Origin of the sequence: Pantoea sp. Cy-640, assembly GCF_011752635.1 — a bacterium.
In the GTDB taxonomy this organism is placed as follows: Bacteria; Pseudomonadota; Gammaproteobacteria; order Enterobacterales; family Enterobacteriaceae; genus Pantoea; species Pantoea dispersa.
In genome coordinates this window covers 331166-347732 of sequence record NZ_VWXB01000005.1, presented here as the reverse complement: position 1 = coordinate 347732, position 16567 = coordinate 331166, and the positions used below count along the sequence as shown (strand labels likewise).

The window sequence follows — 16567 nt, the reverse complement described above, 5'->3', positions numbered from 1 at the left end:
ACTGCATTATTCTGGTTTGAAACGCATCGGTGCGTTCTTAAACACTTCATATACGGCCTGCGAAGGCGGCTTCGGAATGCGTGCCTGCTTCGCTGCGGTAATAGCCGCCTGACACAGCGCCGGATCGCCGCCTTCAGCTTTCACGTCAATCAGCAAACCATCCGGTGCCAGTTTAATCCGCAGATCGCAGCTTTTACCGCGATACAGATCGGCATCGTAGAAGCGGCTCTGAATCGCACTGGTGATCTGACCCAGATACGCATTGACCTCAGCACCTGAGGCACCCGCCTTCTTCTGATTGCCCTGACCTGCCGCCGCACCACCACCGGACGCCGCACCGCTTTTCGGCGCATTCTTACCGGAAGAGAGACCGCCTAACAGATCATCCACATCGCTCTCGTTCTTCGCCGCTTCGGCAGCCGCTTTCTTCTTCGCATCGGCGGCAGCTTTAGCTTTCGCCGCCGCATCCGCTTTGGCTTTGGCTGCTGCCTCAGCTTTCGCTTTGGCTTCGGCGGCCGCTTTCTCTTTCGCGGCTTCCGCAGCTTTCTCTTTGGCTTCCTGTGCAGCTTTGGCTTTCGCATCTGCCGCGGCCTGAGCTTTGGCTTCTGCCTCCGCTTTGGCTTTGGCTTCAGCTGCGGCTTTCGCCTGCTGCGCGGCTTTCTCTTTCGCCGCTTCGGCTGCGGCGGCTTTGGCCTGCTCTTCCGCTTTCTTCTTCGCGTCGGCTGCGGCCTGCTTCGCCTGCTCTTCCGCTTTGGCTTTCGCGTCCGCTGCGGCCTTCGCCTGAGCATCGGCCTGCGCTTTGGCATCGGCTTTGGCTTTCGCTGCGGCCGCTTCTGCGGCTTTCTGCTGCTCCTGCGCCTGCTTCGCTGCTGCTTCAGCCGCCTTCTGCTGCTCAGCCTGCTGCTTCGCCTGCTCTTTGGCTTCCTGCTGCGCCTGCAGACGCTCTTTTTCCAGCTCTTTCAGCCGCTGCTGTTCAGCGGCCTGCTTCTGCTGCAACTCTTCCGCCTGCTGCTGTGCCTGCTTCTGGCGCTGCTGCTCGGCGCGCTGACTGTCACTCTGCTGATTCTGCTGACGGTTATACTGCTCAACCACCGCGCCAGGATCGACCATCACCGCGTCGATATCACTGCCGCCACCGCCGCCGCTGGCTTCGATATGTTCGTTAAACGAGCTCCAAATCAGCAGGGCGATCAGCACGATGTGCAGAATCACCGAAATGATTATCGCGCGTTTTAACTTCTCGTTCTGCTCGGTTGCCTTCGACACTCTCGGTTCCCAAAAACGGTTCGCGTTAAATCGGCTGCGTCATCAAACCGACGGATTTCACGCCAGCCTGATGCAACAGGTTCAGCGCCTTGATGATTTCGTCGTAAGGCACATCTTTCGCCCCACCAATCAGGAAGACCGTCTTCGGATTGGCTTCAATACGGCGCTGCGCTTCGCTCACCACCTGCTCCGGCGGCAGCTGCGTCATACGATCGTGATCCACCACCAGGCTGTACTGCCCTACCCCGGCCACTTCCACGATCACCGGCGGATTATCGTCGCTGGAAACGGTTTTCGAATCGGTTGCGTCCGGCAGGTCCACTTCCACGCTCTGCGTAATAATTGGCGCGGTTGCCATAAAGATGAGCAGCAACACCAGCAGCACGTCCAGCAGCGGAACAATGTTGATTTCCGACTTAAGGTCGCGACGCCCGCGACCACGGGTTCTGGCCATCGTTAACCTCGACTTACTTGCTGTTGTCGGTAGAGAAAGCCTGACGATGCAGGATGGCCGTGAACTCTTCCATAAAGTTGTCGTAGCCCTGCTCCAGCTTGTTCACGCGCTGGTTCAGACGGTTATACGCCATAACGGCAGGAATGGCCGCGAACAGACCGATTGCGGTGGCGATCAGCGCTTCGGCGATACCGGGCGCAACCATTTGCAGCGTGGCCTGTTTCACCGCACCCAGTGCGATAAAGGCATGCATGATCCCCCACACCGTACCAAACAGACCGATATACGGGCTGATGGAACCGACGGTGCCAAGGAATGGGATGTGATTTTCCAGCGCTTCCAGTTCACGGTTCATCGAGATGCGCATGGCGCGACCGGCCCCTTCGACCACCGCTTCCGGCGCATGGCTGTTAGCGCGGTGCAGGCGGGCAAACTCTTTGAAGCCAGAATAGAAAATCTGTTCGGACCCGCTCAGCTCGTCACGGCGCGCCTGGCTTTCCTGATAGAGACGCGACAGCTCGATACCGGACCAGAACTTGTCCTCGAACGCCTCGGCCTCACGCCCCGCCGCGTTAAGAATGCGGGTGCGCTGAATGATGATTGCCCAGGAGGCAATAGAAAAGCCGATCAAAATCAACATGATAAGTTTGACCAGAAGGCTTGCCTTCAGGAACAAATCAAGAACGTTCATGTCAGTCACTGCTTGAACTCCGCGACAATAGACTTGGGAAGCGCAATCGGCTTCATTAGATGTGGGTTGATGCAGGCAATCAGGACGTCTGCTTCATTGAGCACTTTGCCTTCAGCATTCACGATACGCTGCGAGAACGTCATGGTTGCGCGCGTCATTGCTGTCACTTCGCTCTGGATCTCCAGAAGGTCGTCGAGACGTGCCGCGGCAATAAAGTCCACCGTCATGCGCCGTACCACAAAAGCCACCTGCTCTTCCAACAGGGCCTGTTGATTGAAATGGTGCTGGCGCAACATCTCGGTACGTGCTCGTTCATAAAAAGCAAGATAGCTGGCGTGGTAAACCACACCACCGGCGTCAGTGTCTTCGTAATAGACCCGAACCGGCCAGCGAAACAGCGTTGTACTCACTCTACATCCCGGTCTCATTTTAAACGTTGCTACTATACGCAAGTGAGATCGGCTTGGGAATGGTCCGCCAGAGCCAAGAGAAAATAATTATCAGACGTTAACAACTGGAAGGATTTTTGGGAGATTTCCTGACCAACCGCTGACAAAAACTCACGTCAGCAGCGGAAAAACAGCCCTTGCGGGCTGAGAAAGAACTTAATGGTAGAACCAGTAAATTCCCAGCGCCAGCACGATCAGCGCCGGCAGCGGGGCAAACAGCGCCTGCCAGCGGGCACGCTGTGGCCGGAAACCCGTGCCGTGAATCACGCCGCTGCACACCGCCCAGATTAACAATAATCCGTGCCAGATAGCGAGCTCACTGGTGCGTGCGGCAAAGCGCGCCGGCTGCCAGATGACGCATCCGGCCAGCCACAGCGCCAGAATCAGTGAAAGGGCCCGCAGCGGGCCCTTATCCATCAGACGATACAGCGTCTGTATCAGGCTGCGCATCAGAGCTTGTCGTCCTGCGCGCCGCCCTCTTCCACATGCTCGATCGCCAGTGCCGTGACCACGCCAAACGCACAGGCCAGCAAGGTGCCAAGAATCCAGGCAAAATACCACATGCTTAATCTCCTCAATCAGTACAGGGAGTGCGTATTGCGCTCAATGTGTTCTTTGGTGATGCGGCCATACATCTTGTAGTAACACCAGCTGGTGTAAGCCAGAATGATCGGCACAAAGATGATGGCAGCCACGGTCATGATCTGCAGCGTCAGCAGGCTGGAGGTCGCATCCCACATGGTCAGGCTGGTGCCCGGCACGGTGCTGGATGGCATGATGAACGGGAACAGCGCAATGCCAGCCGTCATAATGACGCACGCCAGCGTCAGCGAAGAGAAGATAAACGCCCATGCGCCCTTCTCCATGCGCGAACACAGGATCGTCAGCAGCGGCAGCAGCGCGCCGAGCAGCGGGAACAACCACAGCACCGGCATCTGTTCAAAATTGACCAGCCAGGCGCCGGCTTCACGCACCACGTCTTTACCCAGCGGGTTAGACGCCGCGTGATGATCGATTGCGCTTTTCAGCACATAGCCATCAATACCGTACTTCACCCACACGCCGGCCAGTACAAAGCCCACCAGCATCACCAGCGCGCTGATTTGCGCCGCGGTGCGGGAACGCAGGTGCAGTTCGCCGCTGGTGCGCATCTGCAGGTAAGTCGCGCCCTGGGCCAGAATCATCGCGACGCTGATCACCCCAGCCAGCAGGCCAAACGGATTAAGCAGCTGGAAGAAATTACCGGTGTAGAACAGGCGCAGGTACTCATCAGCATGGAACGGCACGCCCTGCAGCAGGTTACCGAACGCCACGCCAATCACCAGCGGCGGCACAAAGCTACCAATGAAGATGCCCCAGTCCCAGGCACCGCGCCAGCGCATATCTTCAATCTTCGACCGGTAATCAAAGCCGACCGGACGGAAGAACAGCGAGGCCAGCACCAGAATCATCGCCACGTAAAAACCGGAGAACGCGGCGGCATAGACCATTGGCCAGGCGGCGAACAGCGCCCCGCCGGCAGTAATCAGCCAGACCTGATTACCGTCCCAGTGCGGCGCGATGCTGTTAATCATGATGCGACGCTCGGTATCGGTGCGACCGAGGATGCGGGTCAGCATTCCCACGCCCATATCGAAGCCGTCGGTGACGGCAAAACCGATCAGCAGAATGCCAATCAGCAGCCACCAGACAAAACGCAACACTTCATAGTCAAACATGGTCGCTCTCCTTATCCGCGCGCCGGTTGAGTCACAGCCTGCACTGTTTCATGGTGATAGCGGCCGGTTTTCAGGCTGCTTGGACCAAGGCGGGCAAATTTGAACATCAGATACATCTCCGCCACCAGGAACACGGTATACAGGCCGCAGATCAGGATCATCGAGAACAGCAGATCGCCGACGGTCAGCGACGAGTTGGCCACGGCGGTTGGCAGCACCTCACCAATCGCCCACGGCTGACGGCCATATTCAGCGACAAACCAGCCAGCTTCGACGGCAATCCACGGCAGTGGAATACCGTACAGCGCCGCTTTCAGCAGCCAGCGATTCTTACCGATGCGGTTACGAATCACGCTCCAGAACGACAGCGCAATGATGCCCAGCAGCAGCACGCCACACAGCACCATGATGCGGAAGGCGAAATAGAGTGGTGCCACGCGCGGAATGGAATCCTGCGTTGCCTGCTGGATTTGCGCTTCCGTGGCGTTCGCCACGTCCGGGGTATAACGCTTGAGCAGCAGACCGTAGCCGAGATCCTGTTTATGCGTCTCAAACTCACTGCGCACCGCCGGATCTTTACTGCCGGCACGCAGCTCGTTCAGCAGCGCATAGGCTTTCATACCGTTACGGATGCGCACTTCATGCTGCGCCAGCAGATCTTTCAGACCGGTGACCGGCGTATCGACGGAACGCGTAGCAATTAAACCGAGCAGATACGGGATCTGGATGGCGTACTTGTTCTCCTGCGTCGCCTGATCCGGCACGCCAAACAGCGTAAAGGCCGCCGGCGCCGGCTGGGTTTCCCATTCGGCTTCGATGGCGGCCAGCTTGGTTTTCTGCACGTCGCCCATTTCATAGCCGGATTCGTCACCCAGCACGATGACCGACAGCACGGCAGCCATACCGAAGCTGGCAGCGATCGCAAAGGAACGTTTAGCAAACGCGATGTCGCGCCCTTTCAGCAGATACCAGGCGCTGATGCCCAGAATGAACATCGCACCGGTGGTGTAGCCCGCGGCCACGGTATGCACAAATTTCACCTGCGCCACCGGGTTCAGCACCAGCTCGGAGAAGCTCACCATCTCCATACGCATGGTTTCGAAATTGAACTCGGAGGCGATCGGGTTCTGCATCCAGCCGTTCGCCACCAGGATCCACAGCGCGGACATGTTCGAGCCGAGTGCCACCAGCCAGGTCACCGCCAGGTGCTGCACTTTACCGAGGCGATCCCAGCCGAAGAAGAACAGGCCGACAAAGGTGGATTCAAGGAAGAACGCCATCAGGCCTTCGATGGCCAGCGGCGCACCGAAGATATCGCCGACGTAGTGGGAGTAATAAGACCAGTTGGTACCGAACTGAAATTCCATGGTCAGACCGGTGGCCACGCCCAGCGCAAAGTTGATACCAAACAACTTGCCCCAGAATTTGGTCATATCTTTATAAATCTGTTTTCCCGACAGGACATAGACCGTTTCCATGATCGCCAGTAAAAACGCCATACCGAGCGTTAAGGGCACGAACAGGAAATGGTACATCGCCGTCAGGGCAAACTGTAAACGCGACAGCTCGACAATATCTAACATGATGACTCCTTGCTCCTCGCATGAACTCATCCTGCGAATAACAACCACAAACAGCGGGCAGTGCGATGCAGAATAAGGTCAGGAACGACTGATTATTGATTCCAGTTTTGTTACCGACAGCACAATGCGTACTGCGGCCCGAAGTGAGCGAGTAACAGTGGTGAAAATTCCCCGAAAAACCGATCGCTTCAGCCTGTTTCGAGCAGGAGTAAGATGAGGAGGCGACAGAATTGATATGACAACGCCTGGCACAAACTCCTGAAAAATGATGAAAAAGACTGAATTGATGCAGCGCAATTTATACCGGTTGGGTTGCTTTTAGCCAGCGGTAAAGTTTGCTATATATCGCCTTTTATTGATCTGGATTAAGACAATAATTTTCCAGATATGTAGTGTTAGAGTTGTTGTTAATTAGTTGTCATAAATCGATAGCGCAATTAAGAAAACAATTACCTTTCGCGTAATTATTTAACCTCTGTGCCAGCCAGATGCCTGGACGCTGACGGGAAAAAGCACGCCTCTTTGCCCTTCTTTACTCAACGACAAAGTAAGCATAGCCGCAGAAAATGTTGCCGTTACGTTTTTACTGCAAATGTGTGAGGACGGCTAATGGCCGTGCATTACAGCCATAAAAAAAGCCACCCGCAGGTGGCTTTGTTCTTTCAGCAGCAAAATATTATTTCGCTGGCAGTACCGCTTTCACCGCGTCGCCGATATCGGCCAGGCTGCGAACGGTTTTCACACCGGCCGCTTCCAGCGCAGCAAATTTCTCATCGGCGGTGCCTTTACCACCGGCAATGATGGCGCCGGCGTGGCCCATACGCTTGCCTTTCGGCGCCGTTACGCCGGCGATGTAGCCGACGACAGGCTTGGTCACGTGCTCTTTGATGAACGCCGCGGCCTCTTCTTCAGCGCTGCCGCCGATCTCACCGATCATCACGATCGCTTCGGTCTGCGGATCGTCCTGGAACATTTTCAGGATGTCGATGAAGTTAGAGCCAGGGATCGGGTCACCGCCGATGCCCACACAGGTGGACTGGCCGTAGCCGATGTCGGTGGTCTGCTTAACCGCTTCATAGGTCAGCGTACCGGAACGTGACACGATACCGACGCGGCCTGGCTGGTGAATGTGGCCCGGCATGATACCGATCTTACATTCGCCTGGCGTGATCACGCCCGGGCAGTTCGGGCCGATCATGCGCACGCCCGCTTCGTCCAGCTTCACTTTCACGGTCAGCATATCCAGCGTCGGGATACCTTCGGTGATGGTGATGATCAGTTTGATACCCGCGTCGATCGCTTCCAGGATACCGTCTTTGCAGAACGGTGCCGGCACGTAGATCACGGTGGCCGTGGCGCCCGTGGCTTCTACTGCTTCGCGCACGGTGTTAAACACCGGCAGACCGAGATGGGTGGTGCCGCCTTTACCTGGCGTCACACCGCCAACCAGCTGCGTACCATAGGCCAGCGCCTGCTCAGAGTGGAACGTTCCCTGGCCACCGGTGAAACCCTGGCAAATGACTTTGGTGTTTTTGTCGATCAGAATGGACATTATTTACCCTCCGCAGCAGCGACAACACGCTGTGCTGCGTCTGTCAGGCTGGTTGCTGCAATGATGTTAAGACCGCTGTCCGCCAGTTTCTTCGCGCCCAGCTCGGCGTTGTTACCTTCCAGACGTACCACGACCGGTACGTTGACACCCACTTCAGCCACAGCACCGATGATGCCGTCTGCGATCAGGTCGCAGCGCACGATGCCGCCGAAGATGTTAACGAATACCGCTTTCACAGCATCGTCAGACAGGATGATTTTGAAGGCTTCGGTAACGCGCTCTTTGGTTGCGCCGCCGCCAACATCAAGGAAGTTTGCAGGCTGACCACCGTGGTGTTTCACGATGTCCATGGTGCCCATCGCCAGACCAGCGCCGTTGACCATACAGCCAATGTTGCCTTCCAGCGCGACGTAGTTCAGTTCCCACTGCGTCGCGTGGGCTTCACGTGGGTCTTCCTGGCTTGGGTCGCGCATTTCACGCAGCTCTGGCTGACGGAACAGGGCATTGCCATCGGCACCCAGTTTGCCATCCAGACAGATCAGGTCGCCCTGTTTTGTGATCACCAGCGGGTTGATCTCAACCATCGCCAGGTCGCGCTCCAGGAACATGGTCGCCAGACCCATGAAGATTTTGGTGAACTGGCTGACCTGCTTGCCGGTCAGACCCAGTTTGAATGCCAGCTCGCGGCCCTGGTATGGCTGCGGGCCGGTCAGCGGATCCAGCGCCATTTTGTGGATCAGGTGCGGGGTTTCTTCCGCCACTTTCTCGATTTCCACGCCGCCTTCTGTTGACGCCATGAAGATCACGCGACGGGTAGCACGGTCAACCACCGCACCCAGATACAGCTCCTGATCGATGTCGGTCGCCGCTTCAACCAGGATCTGGTTTACCGGCTGGCCATTGGCGTCAGTCTGGTAGGTCACCAGACGTTTGCCCAGCCAGTTTTCAGCGAAAGCACGAATGTCTTCTTTACTGTTAACCACCTTCACACCGCCCGCTTTACCGCGGCCACCGGCATGAACCTGACATTTCACCACCCACGGACCCGCGCCAATTTTCGAGGCGGCTTCTTCGGCTTCACGTGGCGTGGTGCAGGCGTAGCCAGTCGGTGCTGGCATACCATACCGTGCAAACAGCTGCTTCGCCTGGTATTCGTGTAAGTTCATGATGTTCTATCCATTCAGATCTAAACAGGGTTAATTTGGGCGCGCCTCGTGCCAGCGCGCCCGGCGAAAATCAGACATCCAGCAGCAGACGCGCCGGATCTTCCAGCAGCTCTTTCACCGCGACCAGATAGCCGACAGATTCACGACCATCGATCAGACGGTGATCGTAGGAGAGCGCCAGATACATCATTGGCAGCACCACCACCTGACCATTCACCGCCATTGGGCGATCTTTGATGGCGTGCATCCCCAGAATCGCGCTCTGCGGCGGGTTGATGATCGGCGTAGACATCAGCGAACCGAACACACCACCGTTGGTGATAGTGAAGTTACCGCCGGTCAGTTCTTCCACCGTCAGCTTGCCGTCACGGCCTTTCACCGCCAGCTCTTTAATTTTCTTCTCGATGTCGGCCATGCTCAGCGCATCAACGTCTTTCAGCACTGGCGTCACCAGACCACGCGGCGTTGAGACCGCGATGCTGACATCGAAATAGTTGTGGTACACCACATCATCGCCGTCGATCGACGCGTTGACTTCCGGGAAGCGTTTCAGCGCTTCGACCACCGCTTTGATGTAGAAGGACATAAAGCCCAGACGCACGCCGTGACGCTTCTCGAAGGCATCGCCGTACTGCTTGCGCAGATCCATGATCGGCTTCATGTTGACTTCGTTGAAGGTGGTCAGCATCGCGGTGCTGTTTTTCGCTTCCAGCAGACGCTCGGCCACGCGCTTGCGCAGACGGGTCATTGGCACGCGCTTCTCGCTGCGGTTGGCGACTGCCTGCGGAGCCGCATCGGCTGCCGGTGCCGCTTTCGCGCCGTCGGCTTTCTTCGCCAGATGTTTTTCCACATCTTCGCGCGTCAAACGGCCGCCAACACCGGTGCCTTTAATCTGGCTGGCGTCGAGGTTGTTTTCCGCAATCAGGCGGCGCACGGCCGGGCTGAGCGCGTCATTGCTCTCTTCTTCCAGAGATGCAGTCTGACGCTGTGCAGGCGTAGACTCCTTGCTTTCCACTTTTGCCGTGGTCTCTTTCCCGCCGCTGTTGCCTTCCTTCAGACGGCCCAGAATCTGGCGCGACGTTACGGTGGCGCCTTCGTCTTCCAGCACCGCTTCCAGCACACCGTCAGCGGCGGCAGGCACTTCCAGTACCACTTTGTCAGTTTCGATCTCGACCAGCACTTCGTCGCGGGTCACAGAGTCGCCGGGTTTTTTATGCCAGGTGGCTACCGTGGCGTCCGCTACGGATTCAGGCAAATCGGGAACGAGAATTTCTACGCTACTCATTTTCTTTCCTTTTAATTAACCAAGGTTCAGCGCGTCATTTACCAGGTCTTGCTGCTGTTGTTGATGTACGGACATATAGCCCACGGCCGGTGAAGCAGAAGCCGGACGGCCTGCGTAACGCAGTGACGCACCAAATGGAACCACTTCGCGGAAATGATGCTGACTGCAATACCATGCGCCCTGGTTCAGTGGCTCTTCCTGACACCAGACGAAATCCTGAACATGGGCGTAATTCTTCAGCGCTTCCTGCACCGCTTTGTGCGGGAACGGATAGAGCTGTTCGATACGCACGATGGCGACATCGGTCTGCTCGTTCTTACGACGCTGCTCCAGCAGATCGTAATAAACTTTACCGGAGCACAGCACCACGCGTTTCACCTGTTGCGGATCGAGGTCGTCGATCTCACCAATCGCCGGCTGGAAGCTGCCGTTGGCCAGCTCATCAAGGCTGGATACCGCCAGGGGATGACGCAGCAGCGACTTCGGCGACATCACGATCAGCGGACGGCGCATACCGCGCAGCGCCTGACGACGCAGCATGTGGTACACCTGCGCTGGCGTTGATGGCACACAGACCTGCATGTTCTGCTCAGCACACAGCTGCAGATAGCGCTCAAGGCGCGCGGAAGAGTGCTCCGGACCCTGCCCTTCATAGCCGTGTGGCAGCAGCATCACCAGACCACACATGCGGCCCCATTTCTGCTCGCCGGAGCTGATGAACTGATCGATCACCACCTGAGCGCCGTTGGCGAAGTCACCGAACTGCGCTTCCCAGATGGTCAGCACGCGCGGCTCGGCGGTGGCGTAACCGTATTCGAACGCCAGTACCGCTTCTTCCGACAGCACCGAATCCCACACCTTGAACTGACCCTGACCGTTATGGATATGGTGCAGCGGAGTGTAAGTCGAACCGTTCTGCTGGTTGTGAATCACCGCGTGACGGTGGAAGAAGGTGCCGCGGCCGGAGTCTTCACCCGACAGGCGCACCGGAATGCCTTCGTCCACCAGCGTGGCGTAAGCGAGGTTTTCCGCGCCGCCCCAGTCGAACAGCTTGTTGCCTTCCGCCATCTCTTTGCGGTCGTTGTAAATCTTGGCAACGCGCGACTGCACTTCCACCGCTTCCGGAATGCTGCTGATGCGGCGCGCCAGCTCCTGCAGACGTTTCATGTCCACGGTTTCCGGGTAGCTCTCATCCCACTCGTGGTTGAGGTACGGAGACCAGGTGAACGAGTGCAGGCTCATCGGACGCCATTCCGGCACCACGCACTCGCCTTCATCCAGCGCGTCGCGGTACAGGTTTACCAGCTCGGTGGCATCTTCCTGCGTGGCCACGCCTTCGCTTTCCAGCTGATCGGCGTAGATTTTGCGCGGCGTCGGATGCTTTTTGATTTTCTGATACATCAGCGGCTGGGTTGCGCTTGGCTCGTCGGCTTCGTTATGGCCGTGACGGCGGTAGCACACCAGGTCGATGAACACATCGCGTTTGAAGGTGTTGCGATAATCCAGCGCCAGACGGGTAACAAACGCCACCGCCTCCGGATCGTCCGCGTTGACGTGGAAGATCGGTGCCAGCACCATTTTGCCGATGTCGGTGCAGTACGGGGTAGAACGCGCATCTTTCGGATTCGAGGTGGTGAAGCCCACCTGGTTGTTAATCACGATGCGTACGGTGCCGCCCACTTCGTAACCGCGAGCCTGCGACATGTTCAGGGTTTCCTGCACCACGCCCTGGCCAATAACCGCGGCGTCACCATGAATGGTGATCGGCAGGACTTTGTTGCTGCCCGGCTCCGCCAGACGATCCAGACGCGCACGCACCGAGCCCATGACTACCGGGCTTACAATTTCCAGATGCGACGGGTTGAACGCCAGCGCCAGGTGCACCAGGCCGCCTTCGGTTTCCACGTCTGACGAGAAGCCCATGTGGTACTTCACGTCACCGGTACCGAGGTGCTCTTTGTGCTTGCCGGAGAACTCGTCGAACAGATCCTGCGGTTTTTTACCCAGCACGTTGATCAGCACGTTGAGACGGCCGCGGTGCGCCATGCCCAGCACCACTTCACGCGTGCCGCTCTTGCCGGCGTGGCGAATCATTTCGCGCAGCATCGGTACCAGCGCATCACCGCCTTCCAGCGAGAAGCGTTTGGCACCCGGGAATTTCGCGCCGAGGTATTTTTCCAGGCCCTCTGCCGCCGTCAGTTCTTTCAGGAAACCTTTTTTCTCGTCCGCGCTGAATGACGCATGGCCCACCACCGATTCCAGACGCTGCTGAATCCAGCGCTTCTCTTCGGTGTTGTTGATGTGCATGTACTCTGCACCAATCGAACCACAGTAGGTCTGCTGCAGTGCGGCATAAAGATCGGCCAGCTTCATGGTCTCTTTGCCAATGGCGAAAGAGCCTACGTTAAAGCTTTCCTGAAAATCGGCGTCGGTCAGATCGTGGAAGGCCGGATCGAGATCCGCCACGCGCTCCTGCTTCCACAGGCCGAGCGGATCGAGGTTAGCGTGCTGATGGCCGCGGAAGCGGAACGCATTAATCAGCTGCAGCACTTTAACCTGTTTGGAATTAGCGGCCGGATCGGTGACTGTGGAGGTGTAGCGGGTGGCGTCTTTCGCCAGGCGGCGGAAGTATTCACGCGTCGTGGAGTGAAACTGCTCAGGTTTCACGCCGGTGCCCGGCAGCTGCTGGAACATCGAGCGCCACACTTCATCAACAGAGTCAGGATCGGTCAGGAAATCCTCATAGAGTTGCTCTATGTAGGACTGGTTCGCGCCGGCCAGCCAGGAGGAGTCCAGCCAGGGTTTCATCGCGCTGTTCTGCATTGTGATCCCTTAAGCATTAATCTGCTTTTTTGAGGTTTCATTTGTTGCCGCTTACGCGGCTTGCCGTAGTGAGTTCAGCGATACGAACCTGTGCGCAACCGGCGCCTGGCCCGTAAGGGAACCTTTATAAGCGTGGTCAGTACCGCGCTTATAGAGGCTTCCGTAAACGATCGGGAACCTGGGTTCCCGATCGTGACTTCCGTTTGTTACGCCCCGCGCTGCAGCAGCATCGACTTAATGTGGCCGATGGCGCGCGTTGGGTTTAAGCCTTTCGGGCACACGCTCACACAGTTCATGATGCTGTGACAGCGGAAAACACTGAAAGCATCATTCAGATTGTCGAGGCGCGCATCGGTTTCGGTGTCGCGGCTGTCAATCAGGAAGCGGTACGCCGCCAGCAGGCCGGCCGGACCGATGAACTTGTCCGGATTCCACCAGAATGACGGGCACGACGTGGAGCAGCAGGCACAGAGAATACACTCGTACAGGCCGTCCAGGTGCTCGCGCTGCGCAGGCGTTTGCAGATGCTCGCGCGCTGGCGGATTTTCCCCATTATTCAACAGGAAAGGCTTAATCTTCTCATACTGAGCATAGAATTGTCCCATGTCCACCACGAGGTCGCGGATTACCGGCAAACCGGGCAGCGGACGGATAACAATCTTCTTGCTGCCATTGCCCAGTGCGGAGACCGGCGTGATACACGCCAGGCCATTTTTACCGTTCATGTTGAGGCCATCGGAGCCGCACACGCCTTCACGGCAGGAGCGACGGAAGGCCAGCGTAGGATCCTTCTCTTTCAGACGGATCAGCGCGTCCAGCAGCATCATGTCGCGACCATCTTCCGCTTCGAGGGTGTAATCCTGCATGCGCGGTTTGTCATCGACTTCCGGGTTGTAGCGATAGATAGAAAATTCGAGTCTCATGATGATCTCCGCAATTAGTAAGTACGCGCTTTCGGCGGGAAGGCCGCACGCAGTTTCGGTTGCATGTTCACCTCACGGCGCGTCATGCTTTCCGTTTGCGGAACATAGAGGCTGTGGCACAGCCAGTTGGCATCATCACGCTCCGGGTAGTCGAAGCGGCTGTGAGCGCCACGGCTTTCGGTGCGGAAGTTGGCCGCTACCGCGGTGGCGTAAGCGGTTTCCATCAGGTTATCCAGCTCAAGGCATTCGATACGCTGGGTGTTGAAGTCCGGTGAACGGTCATCGAGACGCGCGTTTTTCAGGCGCTCACGAATCTCTTTCAGCTCGGCCAGGCCTTCACGCATCGCATCCCCTTCACGGAATACCGAGAAGTTGTTCTGCATGCAGCGCTGCAGCGCCTTGCGGATTTCAACCGGGTCTTCACCGGTGGTGTTGTTTTCCCAGCGGTTGAAGCGGGCCATCGCCGCGTCGATTTCATCTTCGGTGGCGTCGCGCAGTTCACCCTGCTCAGCGATGCACTCCATCAGATGAACACCGGCCGCGCGGCCAAATACCACCAGGTCGAGCAGCGAGTTGCCGCCAAGACGGTTTGCGCCGTGTACCGATACGCAGGCAATTTCGCCTACCGCGAACAGGCCCGGAATCACTTCATCTTCGCCCTGCTCGTTAACGCGCAGCGCCTGACCGGTCACGCGGGTCGGTACGCCGCCCATCATGTAGTGGCAGGTCGGGATAACCGGAATCGGTTCTTTAATCGGGTCAACGTGAGCAAAGGTGCGCGACAGTTCGAGGATGCCCGGCAGACGGGATTCCAGCACTTCAGCGCCCAGATGGTCGAGTTTCAGTTTAATGTGCGGACCCCACGGGCCGTCGCAGCCGCGACCTTCACGAATTTCCACCATCATTGAACGCGCCACCACATCACGGCCCGCCAGATCTTTGGCGTTTGGCGCGTAGCGCTCCATGAAACGTTCGCCATGCTTGTTCAGCAGATAGCCACCTTCACCACGGCAGCCTTCGGTCACCAGCACACCCGCACCCGCGATGCCGGTTGGGTGGAACTGCCACATCTCCATATCCTGCATTGGCACGCCGGCACGCAGCGCCATGCCGACGCCGTCGCCGGTGTTGATGTGGGCGTTGGTGGTGGACTGATAGATACGGCCAGCACCGCCGGTCGCGAGGATAGTGGCTTTGGCTTTGAAGTAGACCGTTTCACCGGTTTCGATGCAGATGGCGGTACAGCCGACGATCGCGCCGTCAGCGTTTTTCACCAGATCCAGTGCATACCACTCGGAGAAGATGGTGGTTTTGTTTTTCAGGTTCTGCTGATACAGCGTATGCAGCAGGGCGTGGCCGGTACGGTCGGCAGCAGCAGCGGTACGCGCCGCCTGCTCACCACCGAAGTTTTTCGACTGGCCACCAAACGGACGCTGATAAACGCGGCCGTCATCAAGACGGGAGAATGGCAGGCCCATGTGCTCCAGCTCCAGAATCGCTTCCGGACCGGTTTTACACATATATTCGATCGCGTCCTGGTCACCGATGTAATCGGAGCCTTTGACGGTATCGTACATGTGCCATTCCCAGTTATCTTCGTGGGAGTTACCCAGTGCCACGGTAATCCCGCCCTGCGCCGATACGGTGTGGGAACGGGTTGGGAACACTTTGGATAACAGAGCACAGCTCTGGCCCGACTGGGAGATTTGCAGCGCGGCGCGCATACCCGCACCACCTGCGCCGATCACCACGGCATCAAATTCTCTGACTGGCAAACTCATTTACACACCCCACACCACAACAGTTCCATAAATTGCATACGACAACAGCGCGACCACAATCACCAGTTGCAACACCAGACGCGTTGCCAGCGGTTTCACGTAGTCGGTCAGGACCTGCCACATGCCAATCCAGCCATGGACCAGAATCGAGAACAGCGTCAGCAACGTGAACACTTTAGTAAAGGAGGAAGCGAAAAAGCCGCGCCAGACGTCATACGTCAGCGTGACGGTCATCACGACAAAACCGAGGATGTAGAGAATGTAGAGCGTAATTAAGATTGCAGCAGCACGCAGTAACAACCAGTCATGGATACCGTTGCGTCCTAATGCAGAAGCATTGCTTACCATACGAGGACTCCAGCCAGAATTGAGAGCACGACAGTGATAACAAAAACCGCTTGCGCGGTACGGGTTCCCACCTGCAGGGTTTCTGCCGTAAAACCGAAGTCGGCCAGCATGTGACGAATGCCGCTTGCTGCGTGATATGCCAGCGCGGTCAGGATGCCCCACATGATGAATTTGGCGAAGAAGCTATCCATGATGGATGCCGCTTGCTGGAAACCTTCCGGAGAAGAGAGGGAGAGACCCAGTAACCAGAGCAGAATTCCGAGAGCGACAAAGGTAATCACGCCGGAGACGCGGTGGAGAATGGACGATATTGCAGTAACGGGAAACCGGATCGTCGAGAGATCCAAGTTAACAGGTCTTTGTTTTTTCACGGTTTTGCCCACACAGCTCTTTTTTATTTTGCTTCCTCCGGTCCTGAGTTACAGAAGAGCACAGTGCGTGTTCGGACTGCAACCGCCACCAAAATAGCAACATCCAGTGTTAAGTGAAGCGGGTAAAACGCTGGGTGGCTCCTGGTGTCAGGGTATT

At 57.3% G+C, this 16567-nt stretch carries 16 protein-coding genes; all 16 read right to left on the bottom strand.

The window, feature by feature from the left end:
- Nucleotides 1-6: 6 nt before the first annotated feature.
- The 16 genes from tolA to sdhC all read right to left on the bottom strand — a co-directional run bounded on the left by tolA (nt 7) and on the right by sdhC (nt 16422).
- Nucleotides 7-1266, bottom strand: a complete 1260-nt coding sequence (tolA, locus tag F3J36_RS15410) for a cell envelope integrity protein TolA (protein WP_021508529.1) — start codon at nt 1264-1266, stop codon at nt 7-9.
- A gap of 25 nt (nt 1267-1291) precedes the next feature.
- Nucleotides 1292-1720: a colicin uptake protein TolR gene (gene tolR, locus F3J36_RS15405; RefSeq protein ID WP_021508530.1), complete on the bottom strand. Its 429-nt coding sequence runs from the start codon at nt 1718-1720 to the stop codon at nt 1292-1294.
- 13 nt (nt 1721-1733) lie between these two features.
- Nucleotides 1734-2420: a Tol-Pal system protein TolQ gene (gene tolQ, locus F3J36_RS15400; RefSeq protein WP_010616001.1), complete on the bottom strand. Its 687-nt coding sequence runs from the start codon at nt 2418-2420 to the stop codon at nt 1734-1736.
- Nucleotides 2417-2839 (bottom strand): tol-pal system-associated acyl-CoA thioesterase, encoded by a 423-nt coding sequence (ybgC, locus tag F3J36_RS15395; protein WP_168714917.1) that lies wholly within the window; start codon nt 2837-2839, stop codon nt 2417-2419. The genes tolQ and ybgC overlap by 4 nt, the downstream gene beginning before the upstream one ends.
- 177 nt (nt 2840-3016) lie before the next feature.
- A complete protein-coding gene (gene ybgE, locus F3J36_RS15390) occupies nt 3017-3310 on the bottom strand; it encodes a cyd operon protein YbgE (protein ID WP_058775290.1) in 294 nt (97 codons plus the stop codon).
- A complete protein-coding gene (cydX, locus tag F3J36_RS15385) occupies nt 3310-3423 on the bottom strand; it encodes a cytochrome bd-I oxidase subunit CydX (protein ID WP_010615998.1) in 114 nt (37 codons plus the stop codon). Before cydX ends, ybgE begins: the two co-directional genes overlap by 1 nt.
- A gap of 15 nt (nt 3424-3438) precedes the next feature.
- Entirely contained in the window at nt 3439-4578 is a 1140-nt protein-coding gene (gene cydB, locus F3J36_RS15380) for a cytochrome d ubiquinol oxidase subunit II (protein ID WP_021508533.1), read from the bottom strand.
- 11 nt (nt 4579-4589) lie between these two features.
- On the bottom strand, nt 4590-6161 hold the full coding sequence (gene cydA / locus F3J36_RS15375; RefSeq protein ID WP_058757874.1) for a cytochrome ubiquinol oxidase subunit I: 1572 nt from the start codon (nt 6159-6161) through the stop codon (nt 4590-4592).
- 676 nt (nt 6162-6837) lie between these two features.
- Nucleotides 6838-7713, bottom strand: coding sequence for a succinate--CoA ligase subunit alpha (gene sucD, locus F3J36_RS15370; RefSeq protein ID WP_021508535.1), 876 nt, complete (start codon nt 7711-7713; stop codon nt 6838-6840).
- The gene (gene sucC, locus F3J36_RS15365) at nt 7713-8879 is read right to left on the bottom strand and encodes an ADP-forming succinate--CoA ligase subunit beta (RefSeq protein ID WP_006118458.1); all 1167 of its coding nucleotides are present in this window, start codon (nt 8877-8879) and stop codon (nt 7713-7715) included. Before sucC ends, sucD begins: the two co-directional genes overlap by 1 nt.
- A 70-nt stretch (nt 8880-8949) precedes the next feature.
- On the bottom strand, nt 8950-10164 hold the full coding sequence (gene odhB, locus F3J36_RS15360; RefSeq protein WP_021508536.1) for a 2-oxoglutarate dehydrogenase complex dihydrolipoyllysine-residue succinyltransferase: 1215 nt from the start codon (nt 10162-10164) through the stop codon (nt 8950-8952).
- A 15-nt stretch (nt 10165-10179) separates the two neighbouring features.
- Nucleotides 10180-12987 (bottom strand): 2-oxoglutarate dehydrogenase E1 component, encoded by a 2808-nt coding sequence (gene sucA / locus F3J36_RS15355; RefSeq protein ID WP_021508537.1) that lies wholly within the window; start codon nt 12985-12987, stop codon nt 10180-10182.
- A 206-nt stretch (nt 12988-13193) separates the two neighbouring features.
- Nucleotides 13194-13910, bottom strand: a complete 717-nt coding sequence (locus F3J36_RS15350; protein WP_021508538.1) for a succinate dehydrogenase iron-sulfur subunit — start codon at nt 13908-13910, stop codon at nt 13194-13196.
- A 14-nt stretch (nt 13911-13924) separates the two neighbouring features.
- Complete coding sequence (gene sdhA / locus F3J36_RS15345) at nt 13925-15691, bottom strand: succinate dehydrogenase flavoprotein subunit (RefSeq protein WP_021508539.1); 1767 nt, start codon at nt 15689-15691, stop codon at nt 13925-13927.
- Nucleotides 15692-16039, bottom strand: a complete 348-nt coding sequence (gene sdhD, locus F3J36_RS15340; RefSeq protein ID WP_166719976.1) for a succinate dehydrogenase membrane anchor subunit — start codon at nt 16037-16039, stop codon at nt 15692-15694.
- Nucleotides 16033-16422 (bottom strand): succinate dehydrogenase cytochrome b556 subunit, encoded by a 390-nt coding sequence (gene sdhC, locus F3J36_RS15335; protein ID WP_021508541.1) that lies wholly within the window; start codon nt 16420-16422, stop codon nt 16033-16035. The genes sdhD and sdhC overlap by 7 nt, the downstream gene beginning before the upstream one ends.
- Nucleotides 16423-16567 lie beyond the last annotated feature (145 nt).

Excerpts from the sequence above, each read along its gene's own strand:
- tolR (WP_021508530.1), bottom strand. The coding sequence starts at position 1,720 with ATGGCCAGAACCCGTGGTCGCGGGCGTCGCGACCTTAAGTCGGAAATC.
- ybgC (WP_168714917.1), bottom strand. The coding sequence starts at position 2,839 with ATGAGACCGGGATGTAGAGTGAGTACAACGCTGTTTCGCTGGCCGGTT.
- ybgE (WP_058775290.1), bottom strand. The coding sequence starts at position 3,310 with ATGCGCAGCCTGATACAGACGCTGTATCGTCTGATGGATAAGGGCCCG.
- cydX (WP_010615998.1), bottom strand. The coding sequence starts at position 3,423 with ATGTGGTATTTTGCCTGGATTCTTGGCACCTTGCTGGCCTGTGCGTTT.
- cydB (WP_021508533.1), bottom strand. The coding sequence starts at position 4,578 with ATGTTTGACTATGAAGTGTTGCGTTTTGTCTGGTGGCTGCTGATTGGC.
- cydA (WP_058757874.1), bottom strand. The coding sequence starts at position 6,161 with ATGTTAGATATTGTCGAGCTGTCGCGTTTACAGTTTGCCCTGACGGCG.
- sucD (WP_021508535.1), bottom strand. The coding sequence starts at position 7,713 with ATGTCCATTCTGATCGACAAAAACACCAAAGTCATTTGCCAGGGTTTC.
- sucC (WP_006118458.1), bottom strand. The coding sequence starts at position 8,879 with ATGAACTTACACGAATACCAGGCGAAGCAGCTGTTTGCACGGTATGGT.
- odhB (WP_021508536.1), bottom strand. The coding sequence starts at position 10,164 with ATGAGTAGCGTAGAAATTCTCGTTCCCGATTTGCCTGAATCCGTAGCG.
- sucA (WP_021508537.1), bottom strand. The coding sequence starts at position 12,987 with ATGCAGAACAGCGCGATGAAACCCTGGCTGGACTCCTCCTGGCTGGCC.
- F3J36_RS15350 (WP_021508538.1), bottom strand. The coding sequence starts at position 13,910 with ATGAGACTCGAATTTTCTATCTATCGCTACAACCCGGAAGTCGATGAC.
- sdhA (WP_021508539.1), bottom strand. The coding sequence starts at position 15,691 with ATGAGTTTGCCAGTCAGAGAATTTGATGCCGTGGTGATCGGCGCAGGT.
- sdhD (WP_166719976.1), bottom strand. The coding sequence starts at position 16,039 with ATGGTAAGCAATGCTTCTGCATTAGGACGCAACGGTATCCATGACTGG.